Annotated in this window: 14 protein-coding genes; 8 read left to right on the top strand and 6 right to left on the bottom strand. The window is 65.7% G+C overall.

Annotation, left to right across the window (positions count from 1 at the left end):
- Nucleotides 1–27 precede the first annotated feature (27 nt).
- The 8 genes from trpB to AAA969_RS00645 all read left to right on the top strand — a co-directional run bounded on the left by trpB (nt 28) and on the right by AAA969_RS00645 (nt 6,587).
- Complete coding sequence (trpB, locus tag AAA969_RS00680) at nt 28–1,260, top strand: tryptophan synthase subunit beta (protein WP_338242497.1); 1,233 nt, start codon at nt 28–30, stop codon at nt 1,258–1,260.
- 84 nt (nt 1,261–1,344) lie between these two features.
- The gene (locus tag AAA969_RS15050) at nt 1,345–1,629 is read left to right on the top strand and encodes a BrnT family toxin (RefSeq protein WP_421924222.1); all 285 of its coding nucleotides are present in this window, start codon (nt 1,345–1,347) and stop codon (nt 1,627–1,629) included.
- Complete coding sequence (locus AAA969_RS00670) at nt 1,601–1,888, top strand: BrnA antitoxin family protein (protein ID WP_338242494.1); 288 nt, start codon at nt 1,601–1,603, stop codon at nt 1,886–1,888. Before AAA969_RS15050 ends, AAA969_RS00670 begins: the two co-directional genes overlap by 29 nt.
- A 112-nt stretch (nt 1,889–2,000) precedes the next feature.
- Nucleotides 2,001–2,378 carry a hypothetical protein gene (locus AAA969_RS00665; RefSeq protein WP_338242492.1) on the top strand — a complete coding sequence of 126 codons (378 nt, stop codon included), beginning with the start codon at nt 2,001–2,003 and terminating at the stop codon, nt 2,376–2,378.
- Nucleotides 2,379–2,388: 10 nt separating this feature from the next.
- The gene (gene trpA, locus AAA969_RS00660) at nt 2,389–3,183 is read left to right on the top strand and encodes a tryptophan synthase subunit alpha (RefSeq protein ID WP_338242490.1); all 795 of its coding nucleotides are present in this window, start codon (nt 2,389–2,391) and stop codon (nt 3,181–3,183) included.
- Between the two features lie 59 nt (nt 3,184–3,242).
- Nucleotides 3,243–4,157 (top strand): acetyl-CoA carboxylase, carboxyltransferase subunit beta, encoded by a 915-nt coding sequence (gene accD / locus AAA969_RS00655; RefSeq protein ID WP_425325015.1) that lies wholly within the window; start codon nt 3,243–3,245, stop codon nt 4,155–4,157.
- Complete coding sequence (locus AAA969_RS00650; protein WP_338247203.1) at nt 4,153–5,475, top strand: folylpolyglutamate synthase/dihydrofolate synthase family protein; 1,323 nt, start codon at nt 4,153–4,155, stop codon at nt 5,473–5,475. Before accD ends, AAA969_RS00650 begins: the two co-directional genes overlap by 5 nt.
- Before the next feature lie 98 nt (nt 5,476–5,573).
- Complete coding sequence (locus AAA969_RS00645) at nt 5,574–6,587, top strand: S41 family peptidase (RefSeq protein ID WP_338242487.1); 1,014 nt, start codon at nt 5,574–5,576, stop codon at nt 6,585–6,587.
- Between the two features lie 63 nt (nt 6,588–6,650).
- Here the strand turns inward: AAA969_RS00645 and trxA are convergent, their stop codons facing one another.
- The 6 genes from trxA to tsaE form a co-directional block, all read right to left on the bottom strand.
- Nucleotides 6,651–6,971, bottom strand: coding sequence for a thioredoxin TrxA (gene trxA / locus AAA969_RS00640; protein ID WP_338242485.1), 321 nt, complete (start codon nt 6,969–6,971; stop codon nt 6,651–6,653).
- A gap of 80 nt (nt 6,972–7,051) precedes the next feature.
- Entirely contained in the window at nt 7,052–10,597 is a 3,546-nt protein-coding gene (gene addA / locus AAA969_RS00635; RefSeq protein WP_338242483.1) for a double-strand break repair helicase AddA, read from the bottom strand.
- Nucleotides 10,594–13,644, bottom strand: a complete 3,051-nt coding sequence (gene addB, locus AAA969_RS00630; RefSeq protein WP_338242481.1) for a double-strand break repair protein AddB — start codon at nt 13,642–13,644, stop codon at nt 10,594–10,596. Before addB ends, addA begins: the two co-directional genes overlap by 4 nt.
- Nucleotides 13,641–14,354 carry a nucleotidyltransferase family protein gene (locus AAA969_RS00625; RefSeq protein WP_338242479.1) on the bottom strand — a complete coding sequence of 238 codons (714 nt, stop codon included), beginning with the start codon at nt 14,352–14,354 and terminating at the stop codon, nt 13,641–13,643. Before AAA969_RS00625 ends, addB begins: the two co-directional genes overlap by 4 nt.
- Nucleotides 14,351–15,463, bottom strand: a complete 1,113-nt coding sequence (locus tag AAA969_RS00620; protein ID WP_338242477.1) for an aminoglycoside phosphotransferase family protein — start codon at nt 15,461–15,463, stop codon at nt 14,351–14,353. Before AAA969_RS00620 ends, AAA969_RS00625 begins: the two co-directional genes overlap by 4 nt.
- Nucleotides 15,450–15,926 carry a tRNA (adenosine(37)-N6)-threonylcarbamoyltransferase complex ATPase subunit type 1 TsaE gene (gene tsaE, locus AAA969_RS00615; protein ID WP_338242475.1) on the bottom strand — a complete coding sequence of 159 codons (477 nt, stop codon included), beginning with the start codon at nt 15,924–15,926 and terminating at the stop codon, nt 15,450–15,452. Before tsaE ends, AAA969_RS00620 begins: the two co-directional genes overlap by 14 nt.
- Nucleotides 15,927–15,929: the final 3 nt, after the last annotated feature.

The following is a 15,929-nucleotide window of genomic DNA, read 5'->3' as shown; positions in this document are numbered from 1 at the left end:
CAAATCCAAGCGCACAAGGAGCGTGCCATGAGCGAACCCGCCTCTGCCGACACACGACCGAATGCGCTTTCGGCCTGGCCCGATATCGATGGCCGCTTCGGCGATTACGGCGGTCGTTTCGTTGCCGAAACGCTGATGCCGAACATTCTCGAGCTCGAGAAGGCCTATACGGCGGCCAAGGCCGATCCTGACTTCAAGGCGGAGATGGATCTCTTCCTGACCGATTATGTCGGCAAGCCCTCGCCGATCTATTTCGCCGAGCGCCTGACCGAAGCGTTTGGCGGCGCCAGGATCTGGTTCAAGCGCGACGAGCTCAACCACACCGGCAGCCACAAGATCAATAACTGCCTCGGCCAGGTCCTGCTGGCCCGCCGCATGGGCAAGACCCGCATCATTGCCGAGACCGGCGCCGGCCAGCATGGCGTGGCGACAGCGACCGTGGCGGCACGCTTCGGCATTCCCTGTACCGTCTTCATGGGCGCGACGGATGTCGAGCGCCAGGCGCCCAACGTCTTCCGCATGAAGCTGCTCGGCGCCGAGGTCGTGCCGGTGACCTCCGGCACAGGCACGCTGAAGGACGCGATGAATGAGGCGCTGCGGGACTGGGTCACCAATGTCTCGGACACCTTCTACGTCATCGGCACGGTCGCGGGCCCGCACCCCTATCCGGCCATGGTCCGCGACTTCCAGTCGATCATCGGCCGCGAGGCCCGCGCCCAGATGATGGACCGGATCGGACGCCTTCCCGATGCCTGTGTCGCCTGCATCGGCGGTGGCTCGAACGCGATGGGGCTGTTCCATCCCTTCATCGAGGATGAGGATGTCCGTCTGATCGGTGTCGAAGCGGCCGGCCTGGGCGTGGAGACCGGCAAGCATGCCGCCTCGCTGAAAGGCGGGCGGCCGGGCATCCTGCACGGCAACAAGACCTATCTCCTTCAGGATGATGACGGCCAGATCATCGACGCCCACTCGATCTCGGCCGGGCTCGATTACCCGGGCATCGGCCCCGAGCACGCCTTCCTGCACGACATGAAACGCGCCGAATACGTCTCCGCGACGGATGAGGAGGCGATGGAGATGTTCCAGCTCTGCACCAAGCTGGAAGGCATCATACCGGCCCTGGAACCCGCCCACGCCCTCGCCCGCGTTCGCGACCTGGCCAAGGAACTCGGCCCGGACGGCCTTATCCTGATGAATATGTGCGGCCGCGGCGACAAGGACGTCCCGCAAGTGGCGCGCATGCTGGGGGTGGAGCTGTAGCACTTTATAGTTGTGTTCTTTTTATGTTCTCGCATAATGCGAGCGGGAACAGATTGCAGCAAACTACAATTGTAGCTACGCTTCATGGAATTCGAATGGGATCCGGCCAAGGATGAGGCCAACCAGCGCAAGCATGGGCTGAGTTTTGGGGAAGCTGCCTTCATCTTCGAGGGACGCGTCCTCACGCAGCCGGCCCGCCGCGGTCGCGATGGAGAAGCACGGTTCTTTTCGATTGGACTCCTGGGTGAGCGCGCCATCGCCGTCATCCACACAGAGCGAAACGGGGTGATTCGGATCATTTCCGCCCGCCCCGCCAAGAAGAAGGAAAGGCGCCTCCATCATGGCCATGATCCGCAAAAAGCTGAGTGACCTTGAACCCGTCTCCGAGGAGCGACTTCGCGAATTGGCAGCCATCCCCGACGACAAGATCGACGTCTCCGACATACCCGAACTCGACGAGGCCTGGTTCGCTGAAGCCACGCTCTGGACCCCGCCGTCGAAGAAACAGGTCACCTTGCGGCTTGACGACGACATCATCGCCTTCTTCAAGGAGAGTGGAAAAGGCTATCAGACGCGCATGAATGCCGTTCTGCGGGCGTTTGTGGATGCGAAGAAGAAGCGGGCGTGAGTGGGACTGTGACGCCGCAAGTCGTGATTAAGTCAGACTGCGCACGCTGCGGCGAAGATGTGTCAGTAGTGACACGCGTGTCGGGAGCAACATTGTGATCGGAGCGATTGTTATGACCAGCGCGCTCGGCCTCTCAAGCCAGGACTTTGAGAGTTCGATTGTGTTGATGGGAGGGTATCTGCCAACTCCAGCACACGTCGTATTTGGCCCCGACAACTCGGCCTCGATTGATCTGACGGGCACACTCAATCAACGGTTGATGATGCTGGGTCGACCTGAACCTGGCGTCATTGAGTTCCACATGGACCATTTGATCGCAGACCAGTGGCGCGTAGGGGAATCGGACGAGAACCTGCTCAAAGCCGTTAGACGCACACCAGACACGGGATGCGAAGAAGTCTTGCGGCTGGACCTGACGCGCGAAGGCGGTCTTCTCTGGCTGGACTACACGCTTAATCGCTCCCCAACCTGCCCGACCTCCAACCTTTGACGGGACAAGAATGACCAACCGCCTCACCACCCGTTTCGCGGAACTGTCCGCCTATAATCGTGCCGGATTTGTCGCCTACATGATGGCGGGCGATGGCGACAGCCAAGCGCTCCTGAACACGCTGCCGTCTGCCGGGGCCGATGTGATCGAGCTGGGCATGCCGTTCACCGATCCGGCAGCCGATGGTCCGGCGATTCAGGCTTCGGCGCTGCGAGCGCTGGAGGCGGGAATGACGCTGAAGGGCACGCTCGCCCAGGCTGCCGAATTCCGCAAGCGCGACACGGAAACGCCGCTGGTCCTGATGGGCTACGCCAACCCGATCTTTTCCATGGGCTGGGAGGCCTTCGCCAAGGCCGCGGCCAAGTCTGGCGTCGACGGTCTGATCTGCGTCGACATTCCGCCGGAGGAAGACACCGAGCTGCGCACCGCGCTCAACAAGCAGGACATCGCCCTGATCCGCCTGGCGACGCCGACCACGGATGATGACCGTCTGGCGACCGTGGTCGCCAATACGTCGGGCTTCGTTTATTACGTCTCCACGACAGGGGTGACCGGGGCCGGAACCGGCGTGGTCACCGAGGTTGGCGCTGCCGTCGACCGGGTCAAGGCCGCTTCGGGCCTTCCGGTCGCCGTCGGCTTTGGTGTTCGCGAGCCGGAACAGGCTGCGGCGATTGCCAAGCGGGCTGATGCTGTCGTGGTCGGATCGGCCATTGTCGACGCCATGCATGAGGGCGGCGTTGACGGGGCAACCGGCCTGGTGAAACGTCTGTCGTCGGCGGTCCATACCGCGCGGCGCCAGGGATAAGCGGCCAGCTGGCCGGAACGATTACGGGACCGACACGCATGACCGAAAAGTCGAATGGTTTGAACTGGCTGTCCAAGATCACGCCGCCGGGCATGTCGAAGATCTTTTCCAAGCGCGACACGCCGGACAATCTCTGGGTCAAATGCCCGATCTCCGAGGAGATGGTCTTCCACAAGGATCTGGAAGCCGGCCTCTTCGTGACGCCGGCCGGTCACCACATGCGGATCGCGCCAGCCTATCGCTTCCAGTTCACTTTCGACGGCGAGTACACCGAGATCGAAACCCCGGTCGTGGTCAAGGATCCGCTCAAATTCCGTGACGACAAACCCTACACGACCAAGCTGGCCGCAGCCCGCAAGAAGACCGGGCGCGATGACGCCATGGCGATTGCGACCGGCCAGATCGGCGGGCTTGACGCCGTTGTGCTGGTGCAGAATTTTGCCTTCATGGGCGGCTCGCTCGGCATGGCAGCCGGCGAGAGCTTCATCAAGGCGGCTGAGACCGCGATCGCCCGGAAGGCGCCGATGATCGTCTTCACGGCCGCTGGTGGCGCCCGCATGCAGGAAGGCGCGCTGTCTCTGATGCAGATGCCGCGGACCACGCTGGCGGTCGAGATGCTGCGCGAGGCCGGCCTGCCCTATATCGTCGTTCTGACGGACCCGACCACCGGCGGTGTGACCGCGTCCTACGCCATGCTGGGTGATGTCCACATCGCCGAGCCGGGGGCCCTGATCGGCTTTGCCGGACCGCGCGTTATCGAGCAGACCATCCGCGAGAAACTGCCGGAAGGCTTCCAGCGCGCCGAATACCTGCTGGAAAAGGGCATGGTCGACAAAGTCGTGCATCGTGCCGACCTTCCCGCTACATTGGCCCGTCTCCTGAGGGTCATGATGAAAAAGCCGGGCACGTCCATTCCTGCCTCCCTGGCACCGCCGCCAGCCGATCATGTGGTGAGCGACGGGGGAAGCCATTAGCACGCGTCGACAAGCACTCGATGACGCGCTGGCGCGCCTTGCACGCCTGCATCCCCAAAAAATTGACCTCTCCCTGGGCCGCCTCCAGCGGCTTTTGGCAGCGCTTGGCTCGCCGCAGGACAATCTCCCGCCAACCATCCATGTCGCCGGCACCAACGGGAAGGGCTCGATCTGCGCCTTCCTCGCCGAGATGGCCCGCGCCAAGGGCGAGCGGGTGCATATCTATACCTCGCCGCACCTGGTCAATTTCAACGAGCGCATCCTGCTCGACAGCAAGCCGGCCGATGACCACACCCTGATCGAAGCCTTCGCCCGCTGCGAGGCGGCCAATTTCGGCGAACCGATCACCTTCTTCGAGATCACCACCGCCGCGGCCTTCCTGCTGTTCTCGGAGCACCCGGCCGACCGGCTGATCCTCGAGGTCGGCATGGGCGGACGCCTGGACGCAACCAATGTCATCGCCAGACCGGCCCTGTCGGTGATCACACCGGTCAGTCTCGACCACCAGGAATTCCTCGGCCGTGAACTCGCCGATATTGCCCGCATCAAGGCCGGCATCTGCAAGTTCGGGGTCCCGACGGTCGTCGCCAACCAGTGCGCCGTCTCCGAGGCGGCCATTCTCGATGAAGCGCAGAAGGTCGGCGCACCAACCTATGTCTGGGGCCGCGACTATAACGCCTACATGCAGCACGGACGACTGGTCTTCGAGAACGAGACCCAGGTCTGGGACCTGCCGGCGCCGGGCCTTCTGGGCCCCCATCAGGTACTCAATGCCGGTGCGGCTGCAGCCTGCGCGGCGGTCCTGCAATGGCCCGAAGACGCGGTCGCCAAGGGTATCGGTGACGCTCGCTGGCCGGGTCGCCTGCAGCGCCTCACAACTGGACCGATCGGCGACCTCGCCCGCCAAGCCGATGCCGAACTCTGGCTCGACAGCGGCCATAACGAGGCGGCCGCCAAGGCGCTTTCCCACGCCCTGGCGGACATGGACGAGCGCGATGACCGCCCCCTCGTCATCATCGCCGGCTTCTCGCCGGACAAGGATGTGGAAGCCTGGTGCAGCCAGTTCTCCGGCCTTGCCCGCCGCCTGATCGCGGTCGAGTTCAAATCGGGTCGCGGCGGCTCCCGCCTGGCCTCCGATGTTGCGGCCGCCAGTGCCCGCACCGGTCTCGAAGCCAGCACAGCCGCCGGGCTGATCGCGGCCATGAAGAACGCGATCAAGGAACACCCCTCACCGCGAATCCTGATCAGCGGGTCGCTCTACCTTGTCGGCGAAGCACTGGCACTCGGGGATGAACCACCGCACATCACCCCGGGCTGAGGTCAACGCCCGGGCAGCGCTCCGGCGCGTACTGCATCCAATCCACCCATCACTGGCATCACAGGTCCATCGCTCAACAGCTCTGACTGGATGCCCTGATGCCCCGCACCCTGCTTTTCGCAGCCTCGCTGCTCGCCTTGTCCTTCGCCGGACAGGGCGTCGCGCAAACGGCGACGGTCGAAACCGACTATGTCGCCCTTGCAGAAGCCATAGACACCACCATGCACGCCCATCACTACAACCCCGCGGAACTGGACAGCCCCGCCTATGAGGCGGTCACACAGGCTGTGCGGGCACTGGCGGAAACGGCGACGACTGACGATGAATTCCGCGCGGGTTTCGAGACCATCTGGGAGACGGGACCCTTCTCGCACGTCGACCTTCGCCAAGAAGGCCGCAACGCCGAGGCCATCACTGACTGGGTTGATCAGCTGCGCGTCGGAAACGGTGCCGCGCTGAGCTGGGACGGCGACATTGCCGTGCTGACCGTCAACACAATGATGGGGGTCGACACGATCGAACAGATCGAGGCGGCCTATGACGAGATTGCAACGCGTGACACCGCAGCCCTCATCATCGACCTGCGCGCCAATCGCGGGGGGATGTTTGCCTTCAAGCCGCTGGTCGAACATGTGCTGGAGACCCCGTTGGATATTGGCGTCTTCGTGTCCCAGGGCTGGAACGCGCACATGGATCGGGCCCCCGGGCCACAGGATGTCACAACCATCGCGCCCTGGACCGGATGGTCGATCCGCGACTTCTGGGACTCTGCCCAGGCCAATGACCTGACCCTGGCGCGCCTCACCCCCGACGGGCCCCATTATGGCGGACCGGTCTATGTCCTCATCAGTGAGCACACCGCCAGCGCCGCCGAGATTGCGGCCGATGCGCTCAGGGCATCAGGGCGCGCGATCCTGATCGGTCAAGGCACGGCCGGCGAAATGCTGTCCCAGCGGGTTTACGACATGCCCGGTGGATTCCAGCTCTACCTGCCGATTGCCGATTATTACTCCCTCGCCAGTGGCCGGATAGAAGGAGTTGGTTTGACACCCGACATGCCGCAGGACGCGGAGAGCGCGCTCCAGACGGCCCTCGATCTGGCCCGGCCATAAGAAAACGGGCCCCTGTGGATGCAGGGGCCCGTTCTTCGATCAGGAGTCTGGATCGGAAACCGATCAGATTGTGTCCTGGACCCATTCGGCGATCTTGCCCTTGGCCATGGCGCCGACTTTCGTGGCGACGACCTGACCGTCCTTGAAGATCATCAGCGTGGGGATACCGCGCACGCCGTACTTGCCCGGCGTCATCGGATGATCGTCGATATTGACCTTGGCGACCGTCAGCGCACCGGACATCTCTTCGGCGATCTCTTCGAGAGCCGGGGAAATCTGTTTGCACGGACCACACCATTCCGCCCAGAAGTCCACAAGGACCGGGCCGCTGGCATTGATCACATCAGTCTCGAAGGATTCATCGCTGACCGCTTTGGTCGCCATGGGACACTCCTTGGTTGGGACGAATCCGCGGGGGCGGATTCCGTTGCTGGCGCGTGAGGTAAGGACGGCGAGGCCGCTCGTCAAGCCGCTCCCGCGTCGAAGACCGTATCGAGCAAGGGGTCAGGGAGTTCCATCAAGCGTGCAGCGTCGGTCCAGAGCAGGGCGCAACGTACGGATTTCTCCGGATGAACCGCCCGCAGAAGGGCGCGATAGGTAGCCATCTGACCGAGATAGATTCTCGCCACTGCAGCAAGCTCGATCGGGGGCGGACGGTTGGTCTTGTAGTCGATGATCAGCACTTCATCATCCGTCACGACGAGCCGGTCGACCTGCCCGCGTACGATCGTGTTGGCCGGCAGGCCCGGCGCATGCCCGACCAGCGAGACCTCGGCCCGGCTGCCCGGACCAAACAGTGGCGCAAACTCAGGATGGTCAAGAATACCCAGCGTCTCGGTGACGATCTGCGCCTTGTCCGCGTTGGATATGTCCGGCTGCGCCGCGACAAAGCGCTCCGCCGCGCCCCGACGGCGATCAGGCGCAAGATCGGGCAGGGTCTGCAGCAGCTTGTGGATGACATCGCCGCGCCGGAACCGGTGTCCGCCCGGATCAGAGAGCGGCGACAGCACGGCCGGCTCACTGTCCGCATCGGCCAGCAGGCTGGACGGCGCCGCGCTCAGGATCTGGCCGGTCTCGGTCGGCGCGGGGGTGCAGGCCCAGGACGGGATCGCTGCCGGTGCCCGGCGGGTGGTTTCGTCGGTCCCGAGGGCCACCGGTGGAGGCCCGTAGCGCAGGCCGGGCTCAGCCCCCTCGACATGAGCCGCAACCGGGGTTTCAAATTCCGTCCAACCCTCTCCCTGCCAGGCCTCGGCGAGCTGCGTGTACCAGCTGTGCTCGGCGATCTGGCCGAGCTCGCCCTGCCCTTGCCGCCATCCGCAGACGATCAGGCGATCACGGGCGCGGGTCAGGGCGACATAGAGGAGCCGGCCATGTTCCGAGAGCTGGCGGTTCTCGCTCTCGGCGCGCAGGGTCTCGACGATCTCCGGGTCTTCCGCCTTGCGCGGCGACCACAACAGACCGCAATCGGGATGGGCGAAAATCGGGTCGGACTTGCCGGTCAGCGGGCTACGCGTGGTATCCGGCAGAATGATCACCGGACGTTCCAGCCCCTTGGACGCGTGCACGGTCATGACCTGGACCTCGTCGCGATCGGGGTTCATCTCGCGCTTGATCTGGGTTTCCTCGCCATCAATCCGGGCGATAAAGCTGGCCAGCGCACCGCCATCCTCGCGCTCGTGCTGCAGAGCCCGCGCGAGGAATTCCTGCAGCGGGTCGCGCGCCTCCTCGCCGAGACGGGCATAGATCCGCGCCCAGCGAGTCTCGCCGGTTGGCGTTCGGGCATTGAGGAAACCGGTGAACAGGTCATAGAGCCGGGTCTTGTCGGCCTGATCCCGCAATTCGGTCAGCGCCGCCTTGGCATCGGCGAAACGCGGGTCCCCGCTGGTGAAGAGTGCATTCCACAGGGTCCCGCGCCGCTTCAGATCCGTACGCGACCGCGCCAGATCATAGAGCGCCTGTTCGTCAATGCCGCGCTGGTCGTCGCTGACCGGATCAAAGAGCGGTGAGCGCAGGACCTCCGCGAGGGCGAGATCGTCCCCGGACGTCATGGCGAAACGGCCCAGGGCCAGCATGTCCTTCACCGCCGTCTGCTCACGCAGCACCATGCGATCCGCCCCGGCGACCGGCACGCCTTTCAGCTTGAGCTGACGGATCACCTCCTCGAAAAACCCGCCGGTACGGCGCCAGACGAGGATGGCAATGTCGGCGGGCCGGACCGGGCGCGGTGTGAAGCGTCCGCCCTTTTCCTCCCAGACCGCATCGCCGCGTGCGATCATGGCAGCGATCTCGTCGGCCACGGTCCGGGCCAGCACATCGCGCGAGCTGCCGCGGGCACGCTGATCGACCGGGTCGAAGATCGACCCCTCCTCGACCTTTTCCGGCTTGGGAATGGCCGGCCATAGCTCGACACAGCCCGGCGTGCCGGAACGCGCCGCGCGATGCCCCTGATAGCGCGCAAACGGCAGGGCTGTCGCCCCGGCCTGGAATTTCATTTCCGGGGCCGGGATCTTCGCGGCGAACGCCTGATCCACAGCGGCGAGGATTTCCGGTGCCGAGCGGAAGGAGACGTCCAGACCCGGCCGCTCAAAGGGCAGTTCCACCGACGCCGCCGAAGCCGCCAGATGATCGCCTTCCGCCAGAAAACGCGCCGGTTCCGCGCCCTGGAAAGAATAGATCGACTGTTTCTCGTCGCCGACCACAAACAGCGTCCGGTCAAGCTCGCGCGCGCCTTCGCCGGCGAAGAACTCGGCAGTCAGGCCGCGGATCATGTCCCACTGGCGCGGCGCCGTATCCTGGGCCTCGTCGATCAGGGCATGGGCCAGCATGCCGTCGAGCTTGTAGCCAACCCAGCCGGAAAACGGGTTCTCGGGGGCCAGCAGGAGACCAGCGAGGCGGACAAGATCGTCAAAATCGAGAGCCCGACTGTGTTCCAGCGCCTGGCTATAGGCCCGGGTGAAGCGATCGGTGACCTGCAGCGCCACCGCACTCGCCTGGGCTATCGCGGCACGCTGGATCGTGTCACGCGCCGCCTCGAGTCGGTCTGCTTCGGCTTCCAGCAATGACAGGATGTGCGGATACGGCTTCGAGATAGTCCCCGTGGCCAGGGCCTTCACACGCGGTCCTTTCACCGTGAAGAACGCCGTCAAATACGTGTCGAAGGCGAGGCCCGATGTCCCCGCAGAGAGCGCAAGATTGAGGATATCGCCGCGCTTGGTATCGTTGATCGCGCCCTCATGACACATGGCATGAGCGGCGGCTTCGACCTCAGCACGCGGCATGGCAGCCATGATGTCCCGTTTGAGACTCTCCGGATCGCTGCCGACCGGCAAGTCCAGCACGGACCAGAGCCGAGCCTCCAACGCTTCAACGCCGCCCGCCGCCTCACAGGTCTCGGCGAAGTCATGCCGCTTGGCCCGCGCCCAGCGCAGGATGGTATTGATCGCATCGGGTCCGCCGGCCTCGATCAGCGTGGCGACGTCCGCGCGGGACAAGGAGGCCAGCACCGAGCGCCGTGCCGTGTCCATCGCCTTGCCCGCGGCAGCGTCATCGAGCGTATCAAAGCCCGGCGGGGCCCCTGCCTCGAGCGGAAAGCGGCGGAGCAGCCCTTCACAGAAGGCGTGGATGGTCTGGATCTTCAGTCCGCCCGGCGTTTCGAGTGCCTGGGCAAAGAGCTTGCGGGCCGTATCCAGATCGCGCGCCGCCCGGCCCGGGCCAAGCAAGGCGTCGAGCTGGCGGCCCAGCTCCTCGTCGGGTGTCACCGACCAGTCTCCGAGACGCTTGAACAGGCGCTCCTTCATCTCGGCGGCAGCGGCCTTGGTGTAGGTGACGCAGAGGATCGTCTCGGGCTTGTGCCCTGCGAGCAGGAGATTGATCACGCGGTCGACGAGGACGCGGGTCTTGCCGGACCCGGCATTGGCCTCGACGAAGACGCTTGCCTCAGGCAGGGCAGCCCGCTTCTGGGCAGCGCTGGCAGCCGCAAGGATGGCCGGATCGAAACGGGCTTCGGTCATCGCTCGCCCTCCGGGCTTTCACCACCGGCAGAAGCCCACTCGCCGCGACGGGCGAGATGATCAAAATCCCCGTAATCATTGACGTACTGAACCCGGATCTGGCTCTCATAAGGCATCGTTTCGTCATCGAAACGAGCAATCCATCGGGTCAGGTCCTCAAGCGCATTGTGGACATACTCAGCCGCCTCCGGATTGCGCTCGCCATCAATGCGCACTTCCTTGCCGCCCTCGGCATTGCCGGGCAGCGAGAGGTAGTAGAGCCCGGCCGGCGCTCCGGCCGCGAGCGCCTTGAACGCTCCCGCTTCGGCCATCGCGGCGGTCAGTGGCAATTGCGGGTCGAATCCGGCCCGGATCGATTTGGCGCTCGAGGAGGAACCGGTCTTGTAATCGATGATGTCGAGACGGCCATCGGGGTGCCGGTCAAAACGGTCCGAACGCCCGGTCAGTTCCCAGGTGCCGGCCGGACCGTCAAACGCCATCGAGCCGGTGATCTCGACCTTGTCGAGCGTGATGCCGCGCGCCCGGCGCCCGGCTTCCCAGCTCACCAGCCAGCTCGCGGCGCGTTCAAAACGGGCCCGTTCCAGCACCATCTCTTCCGGTCCGAACCCGGTCTCGGCGAGGCGTGTCTCAGCGGCCGCGACGAGCTGGGCAACCGCATCCTCCGGGATGCCATCGGTCCAGGCGGGCACGACCGCTTCCAGCGCGTCATGCAGCGCCGATCCGCGCTCACGCGGACCCGGCGGCATGTCGGCCGGATCGAGACGGCGCAGTCCAAGGATATGGCGCGCGTAAATGGAATAGGGATCGCGGACCCAGGTCCGGATCTCGGTGATCGACAAGCGCCGGGGCCGCACCTCGACCGGCGGGCACGGCGAGGGTCGCGGCGCGGCCACAGGCGGGCTGCCGGGATCGTCGAGCGCCCGCGAGAGCGCGACATAATCGGTCGGCGCGGTGAACGCGGCATCGGCCGCCTCACCCAAGGCACCGCGTGCCAGCGTCTTCATGCGCCAGAGCCAGCGCGAGGCGACGGTGGGCGAACCTTCCGACTTCTCCGAGCGGGTCATGATGACATGCCGCGCCGCCGCAAGCTGGGCAAAATCATGCGCCGCCAGACCATAACGCCGTTCCGGCGCACCCAGACCGACTGCCCGGCGCATGCCGGCCGACAGCCACGGATCGGCACCGGGACCGGGTGGCCAGACGCCTTCATTGAGGCCGGCCAGGATGACCCGGTCGGCTGTGATCAAACGGGCTTCGAGCGGACCCAGCACCTGGAGCCGCGGATGGACACCGAGGCGCGGTGCAACCCGGCGCGAGCGGCACATCTCGCCAAAGGCGGCGCTGTAGTCGGCCAGCGACATGTCCGGCAGGCTCTCGCTTTCCTCCAGCAGGGAGCGCAACAGCCCGGCAGCGGCCTCACCACCCTCGCCGATCCACACCGCCTCCGCGCCTCGGCCAGTACCATCCTCGGCGAGGGCCTCCGCCGCCTCGGCGTGCGCCCGCGCCCAATCGCGGGCCGGACGCTTGCCGTCGACCAGCAGGCCGGAGAAAGCCGTTTCCAGTGTATCCAGAATGGCCTCGATGACCGCACGGTCCTCATCGAACAATTTGACGAACTCGCCGTCGAGCCGGGCGCGAACGGCAGCCAGGTCACGTCCCGGCCGTGCCCCGCGCAGGGCCTCGGCCTCGAACTTGGCCAACACGGTATGGGCCTGCCCGCGGCGATAGCCGGCCCGGAACAGGGGCGACCCCCAAAGCGCCGTCAGCGCAACGACACTCCCGCAATCCGTGGCGGCATCGAGCACGCGCGTCAGGAAGGCGCCGGCTGGCGTCTCCGATAGGGCGGCCCCTCCGGAATCATCAAGCCGCACCCCGAAGCGCACCATCTCGGCCGAGACGCGGCGCGCCAGCATCCGGTCCGGCGTGACCAGGATGGCCGTCTCGTCGGGCGTCTCGAGCGTTTCACGGAGCATCAGGGCACAGGCCCGCGCCTCGCTGATCTCGTCCGGCGCCTCGACCAGGCTGAGCCCCTCCATGCCCTCGGAGAAGAAGGTTTCGCCAAAGCGCTCCTTCAGGGCCGCAATACGCTTGAGCCAGGCATCGGTCGTGTCGGCTGGTCGCAAGGCCTCGGCGATCAGGCGCCGGCGGCGCTCGGCCGCATGGTCTTCGGCAGCCCCCGGCCAGGCCGGCAGGTCCTTGCGATCGACCCCGGCCTCCGCGAGGAAGGTTTTCATCGCCCATTGCGGGTGATCATCAGCGATCGAGTCCCAGGCGCTGTCATCGGCATCCCAGTCGACCCCGGGCAGAACCACGGCGCCATGCTCCAGACCGGCGATCACGCCCATCAGCTTGCGCGCCGCAGGGATCGAGCCGGTCGAGCCAACCGCGAGAACCGGATGGTCCGGCGCCTGCCGCGTCCAGCGCGCGACCAGCTCGTGCAGGACCAGCGAGCGTCGATGCGCGCCATCGGTCAAACCCAGCTCGGCCAGACGCGCGGGCCAGATATGCTGAACGATCTCGAGGAACTCGACCGCTTCGCGGCGATCCGCCGGCAGATAGGTGGTCACCGCCTCCTGAAGCGCCGAGAGGTCGCTGACATCCTCGGTCGCGAGATCATCAAGCAGCGCCGCCAGCGAGTCCGCCAGCGCCAGCGCACCGCCGACACCGATCGGTCGGGAGAGAGCCTTCTCCTTGGCGAGGATCAGCCGCGCCAACTCGTAGCGCCGGCGTTCCGGCGAGATCGCCGGAGCGGCCAGACCGGCCAGCTCACCCGGTTCGAAGGGCGGATCGTCGACATCGACATCGCCGATCGGCCGGATCAGCGGCAGCAGCGCCACCCCATTGCCGGCGAGGTCCGCGAAGACATCGCCGAGCGCCTTGGCCGCCCGCCGGGTCGGCGTGAGGATGAGCAGGCGCGTCAGGGCATCGGGGTCGGCGACCGCGTTGAACTCGTCGCGCAGCGTTGTGGCGATCTCACGCAGGAAGTCAGACTGTGGCGGCAGGGTGTAGACGCTGGGTCCGGGCGTATTGAACAGCCGGGCCGTCACCGCGCCAGCCGTGCTTCCGCGTCGGCCAGGGCGCCGGGATCACCGACATGCATCCAGAAGGCCGGCAGCACGACACCGTGCAGCCGCCCCCGCTCCGACAGATCACGCCAGACCTCCATCATCGAGAATCGGCTGACCGGTCGCCCGGCAAGAATGGCAGGATTGAGGATCTGCACACCGGCATAGGCATAGGGAGCGGCCGGCGCATCACCCCGGAAACGGACCCGGCCATTGCCCTCCAGAAAGGCATCGCCCGGGCCGTCAAAGCCGAGCGTGGCATTCATCGGAGCAAGGAGCAGCAGCGCATCCATCTGGTCCGGCTGCCATGCGGCGCGGAGACTGTCCAGCGAGGCGGCACCCGCCTCCTCCCAGATCGCGTCGATATTGCTGATGAAGACCGGATCGCTGCCCAGCTCCGGCAGCGCCTTGACGACACCGCCTCCGGTTTCGAGCACCGCACCGCGTTCGTCCGAGATTGTCACCGCGGGTGCACCGGTCCGGTCCGCAAGATGGGCTTCCATCATATCCGCGAAATGGTGGATATTGACCACGCAGCGCTCGACACCGGCCGCGGCATACCGGTCCAGCGCCCAGTCGAGCAGGGTCTTGCCCCCAACCTCAACCAGCGCTTTCGGGCGCTCATTGGTGATCGGACGCATCCGCGTTCCCAGGCCGGCGGCGAGCGCCATGGCGGTGCGGATCTCGATCATTTGTGCGCTTCCGCGAAGACCTGCGGGGCGTGGGATTTCACCCACATGTGAAGCGGCATCAGGGCCGGGTGCTGAAGATCGGCAACGAAGTGGCGCGCGACCCGCGGCAGCAGATCGAGATAGCGCTGCTTGCCATCGCGGACGGCCAGCCGGACAAAAATGCCGAGGATCTTGGCATTGCGCTGGGCACCGAGCACGGCATAGGCCGCGTCGAAGCCGGCGGCATCGGCGATCCCGGCCTGCTCGACAAAGCGCGCCTTGAGCGGCACCGCGAGCTTGCGCTCGACATTGCGGCGGGCATCCTCGAGCAGCGAGACGAGGTCGTAGGCAGGATGCCCCATCAGCGCGTCCTGGAAGTCGAGCAGGCCGATATTGGCCTCGCCATCCCGGTCCGGGAGATAGATCAGGTTCTCGGCGTGAAAGTCGCGCAAAACGAGACCCGGCGGACAATGATCGAGCCGCTTGAAGGCCCGCGCCCAGATCGCCTGCCAGTCGGCGCGAGCAGCGTCATCCAGTGTGACCCCGGCTTGCTTGGCCAGGAACCAGTCGAGAAAGAGGTCGGCTTCCGCCTGCAACGCCGTCGCGTCATAGCCCAGCAGCGGCCAGGATTGGCCGTCGCGCTCCACAGCGGCCGGGAAACTGGACCGGTAGATGGCCGCCAGAACATCAACGGCGCGTGCATAGAGCGTCCCCTCATGCAGATCGCCGGGCAGAAGACGGGCAATCAGGTCATCGCCGAGATCCTCCAGCAGGAGAAACCCCGCCTCGACATCGCTGGCGAGGATGGTCGGCGCTGAAAACCCGCGCTCGCACAGGGCGTCGGCGAGACCGGCAAAGGCGATCAGATTGGACCCGGCCAGCCGGGCCACCGCATTATAGCCCAGCGCCGCGCGCTCTTCCGGGCTGGCATCAGGCGGACAAACAGGCGCTTCGGCAGCGGCCGGCGCGTCCATCAACATGGCTCGCTCACCACCGCGCTCCCCGGCGCGCTCCAACCGGATATAGCGTCGCGTTGAGGCATCGCCCGGCAAGGGATGGTGCACAGCATCGGCCCAGCCGGCGGCCTCGAGGAAGGCCGTCATTGCGGCCTGGCGGTCAGATATCGTCAAGGCGTGTCTCCCACTCGCCAAACCCTGTTAAGCCAGCCCGCCGCGGCGTGTCCATGGCATCGCCCGCGCTTTCCCCGACCATTTCAAGCGTCACTTCGAGCCGGTCTTCCGGGACAAGGCCGAAGAGGCGGTCCGGCCATTCAATCAGAAGCGCCACTTCACCGAAGGCATCCTCCAGACCCAGCTCGTCAAGCTCGCCGGCCTCCTCGATCCGGTAGAGGTCGGCATGCCAAAGCTCTCCGTCGTCGAGGTCATAGGTCTGGATGATCGTGTAGGTCGGACTGGGCGCGTCCTCGACGCCGCACAATTCGCGGATGATGGTCCGGGCGAAGGTAGTCTTTCCGGCCCCGAGGTCGCCGGTCAGGAAGACCGTGTCGCCGGGCTGAAGCGCCCGGGCGAGCCGGAGGGCCAGTGCCTGCGTTGCCGCCAGATCGGGCAAGGAAACAGTGTTGGAATTACCCATGGA

The organism is Maricaulis maris (assembly GCF_036322705.1).
GTDB classification, from domain to species: Bacteria; Pseudomonadota; Alphaproteobacteria; order Caulobacterales; family Maricaulaceae; genus Maricaulis; species Maricaulis maris_B.
This window is presented reverse-complemented; position numbering and strand designations above follow the sequence as displayed.

Excerpts from the sequence above, each read along its gene's own strand:
- AAA969_RS00665 (WP_338242492.1), top strand. The coding sequence starts at position 2,001 with ATGACCAGCGCGCTCGGCCTCTCAAGCCAGGACTTTGAGAGTTCGATT.
- trxA (WP_338242485.1), bottom strand. The coding sequence starts at position 6,971 with ATGGCGACCAAAGCGGTCAGCGATGAATCCTTCGAGACTGATGTGATC.
- AAA969_RS15050 (WP_421924222.1), top strand. The coding sequence starts at position 1,345 with ATGGAATTCGAATGGGATCCGGCCAAGGATGAGGCCAACCAGCGCAAG.
- AAA969_RS00625 (WP_338242479.1), bottom strand. The coding sequence starts at position 14,354 with ATGATCGAGATCCGCACCGCCATGGCGCTCGCCGCCGGCCTGGGAACG.
- addA (WP_338242483.1), bottom strand. The coding sequence starts at position 10,597 with ATGACCGAAGCCCGTTTCGATCCGGCCATCCTTGCGGCTGCCAGCGCT.
- trpB (WP_338242497.1), top strand. The coding sequence starts at position 28 with ATGAGCGAACCCGCCTCTGCCGACACACGACCGAATGCGCTTTCGGCC.
- trpA (WP_338242490.1), top strand. The coding sequence starts at position 2,389 with ATGACCAACCGCCTCACCACCCGTTTCGCGGAACTGTCCGCCTATAAT.
- AAA969_RS00645 (WP_338242487.1), top strand. The coding sequence starts at position 5,574 with ATGCCCCGCACCCTGCTTTTCGCAGCCTCGCTGCTCGCCTTGTCCTTC.
- AAA969_RS00670 (WP_338242494.1), top strand. The coding sequence starts at position 1,601 with ATGGCCATGATCCGCAAAAAGCTGAGTGACCTTGAACCCGTCTCCGAG.
- tsaE (WP_338242475.1), bottom strand. The coding sequence starts at position 15,926 with ATGGGTAATTCCAACACTGTTTCCTTGCCCGATCTGGCGGCAACGCAG.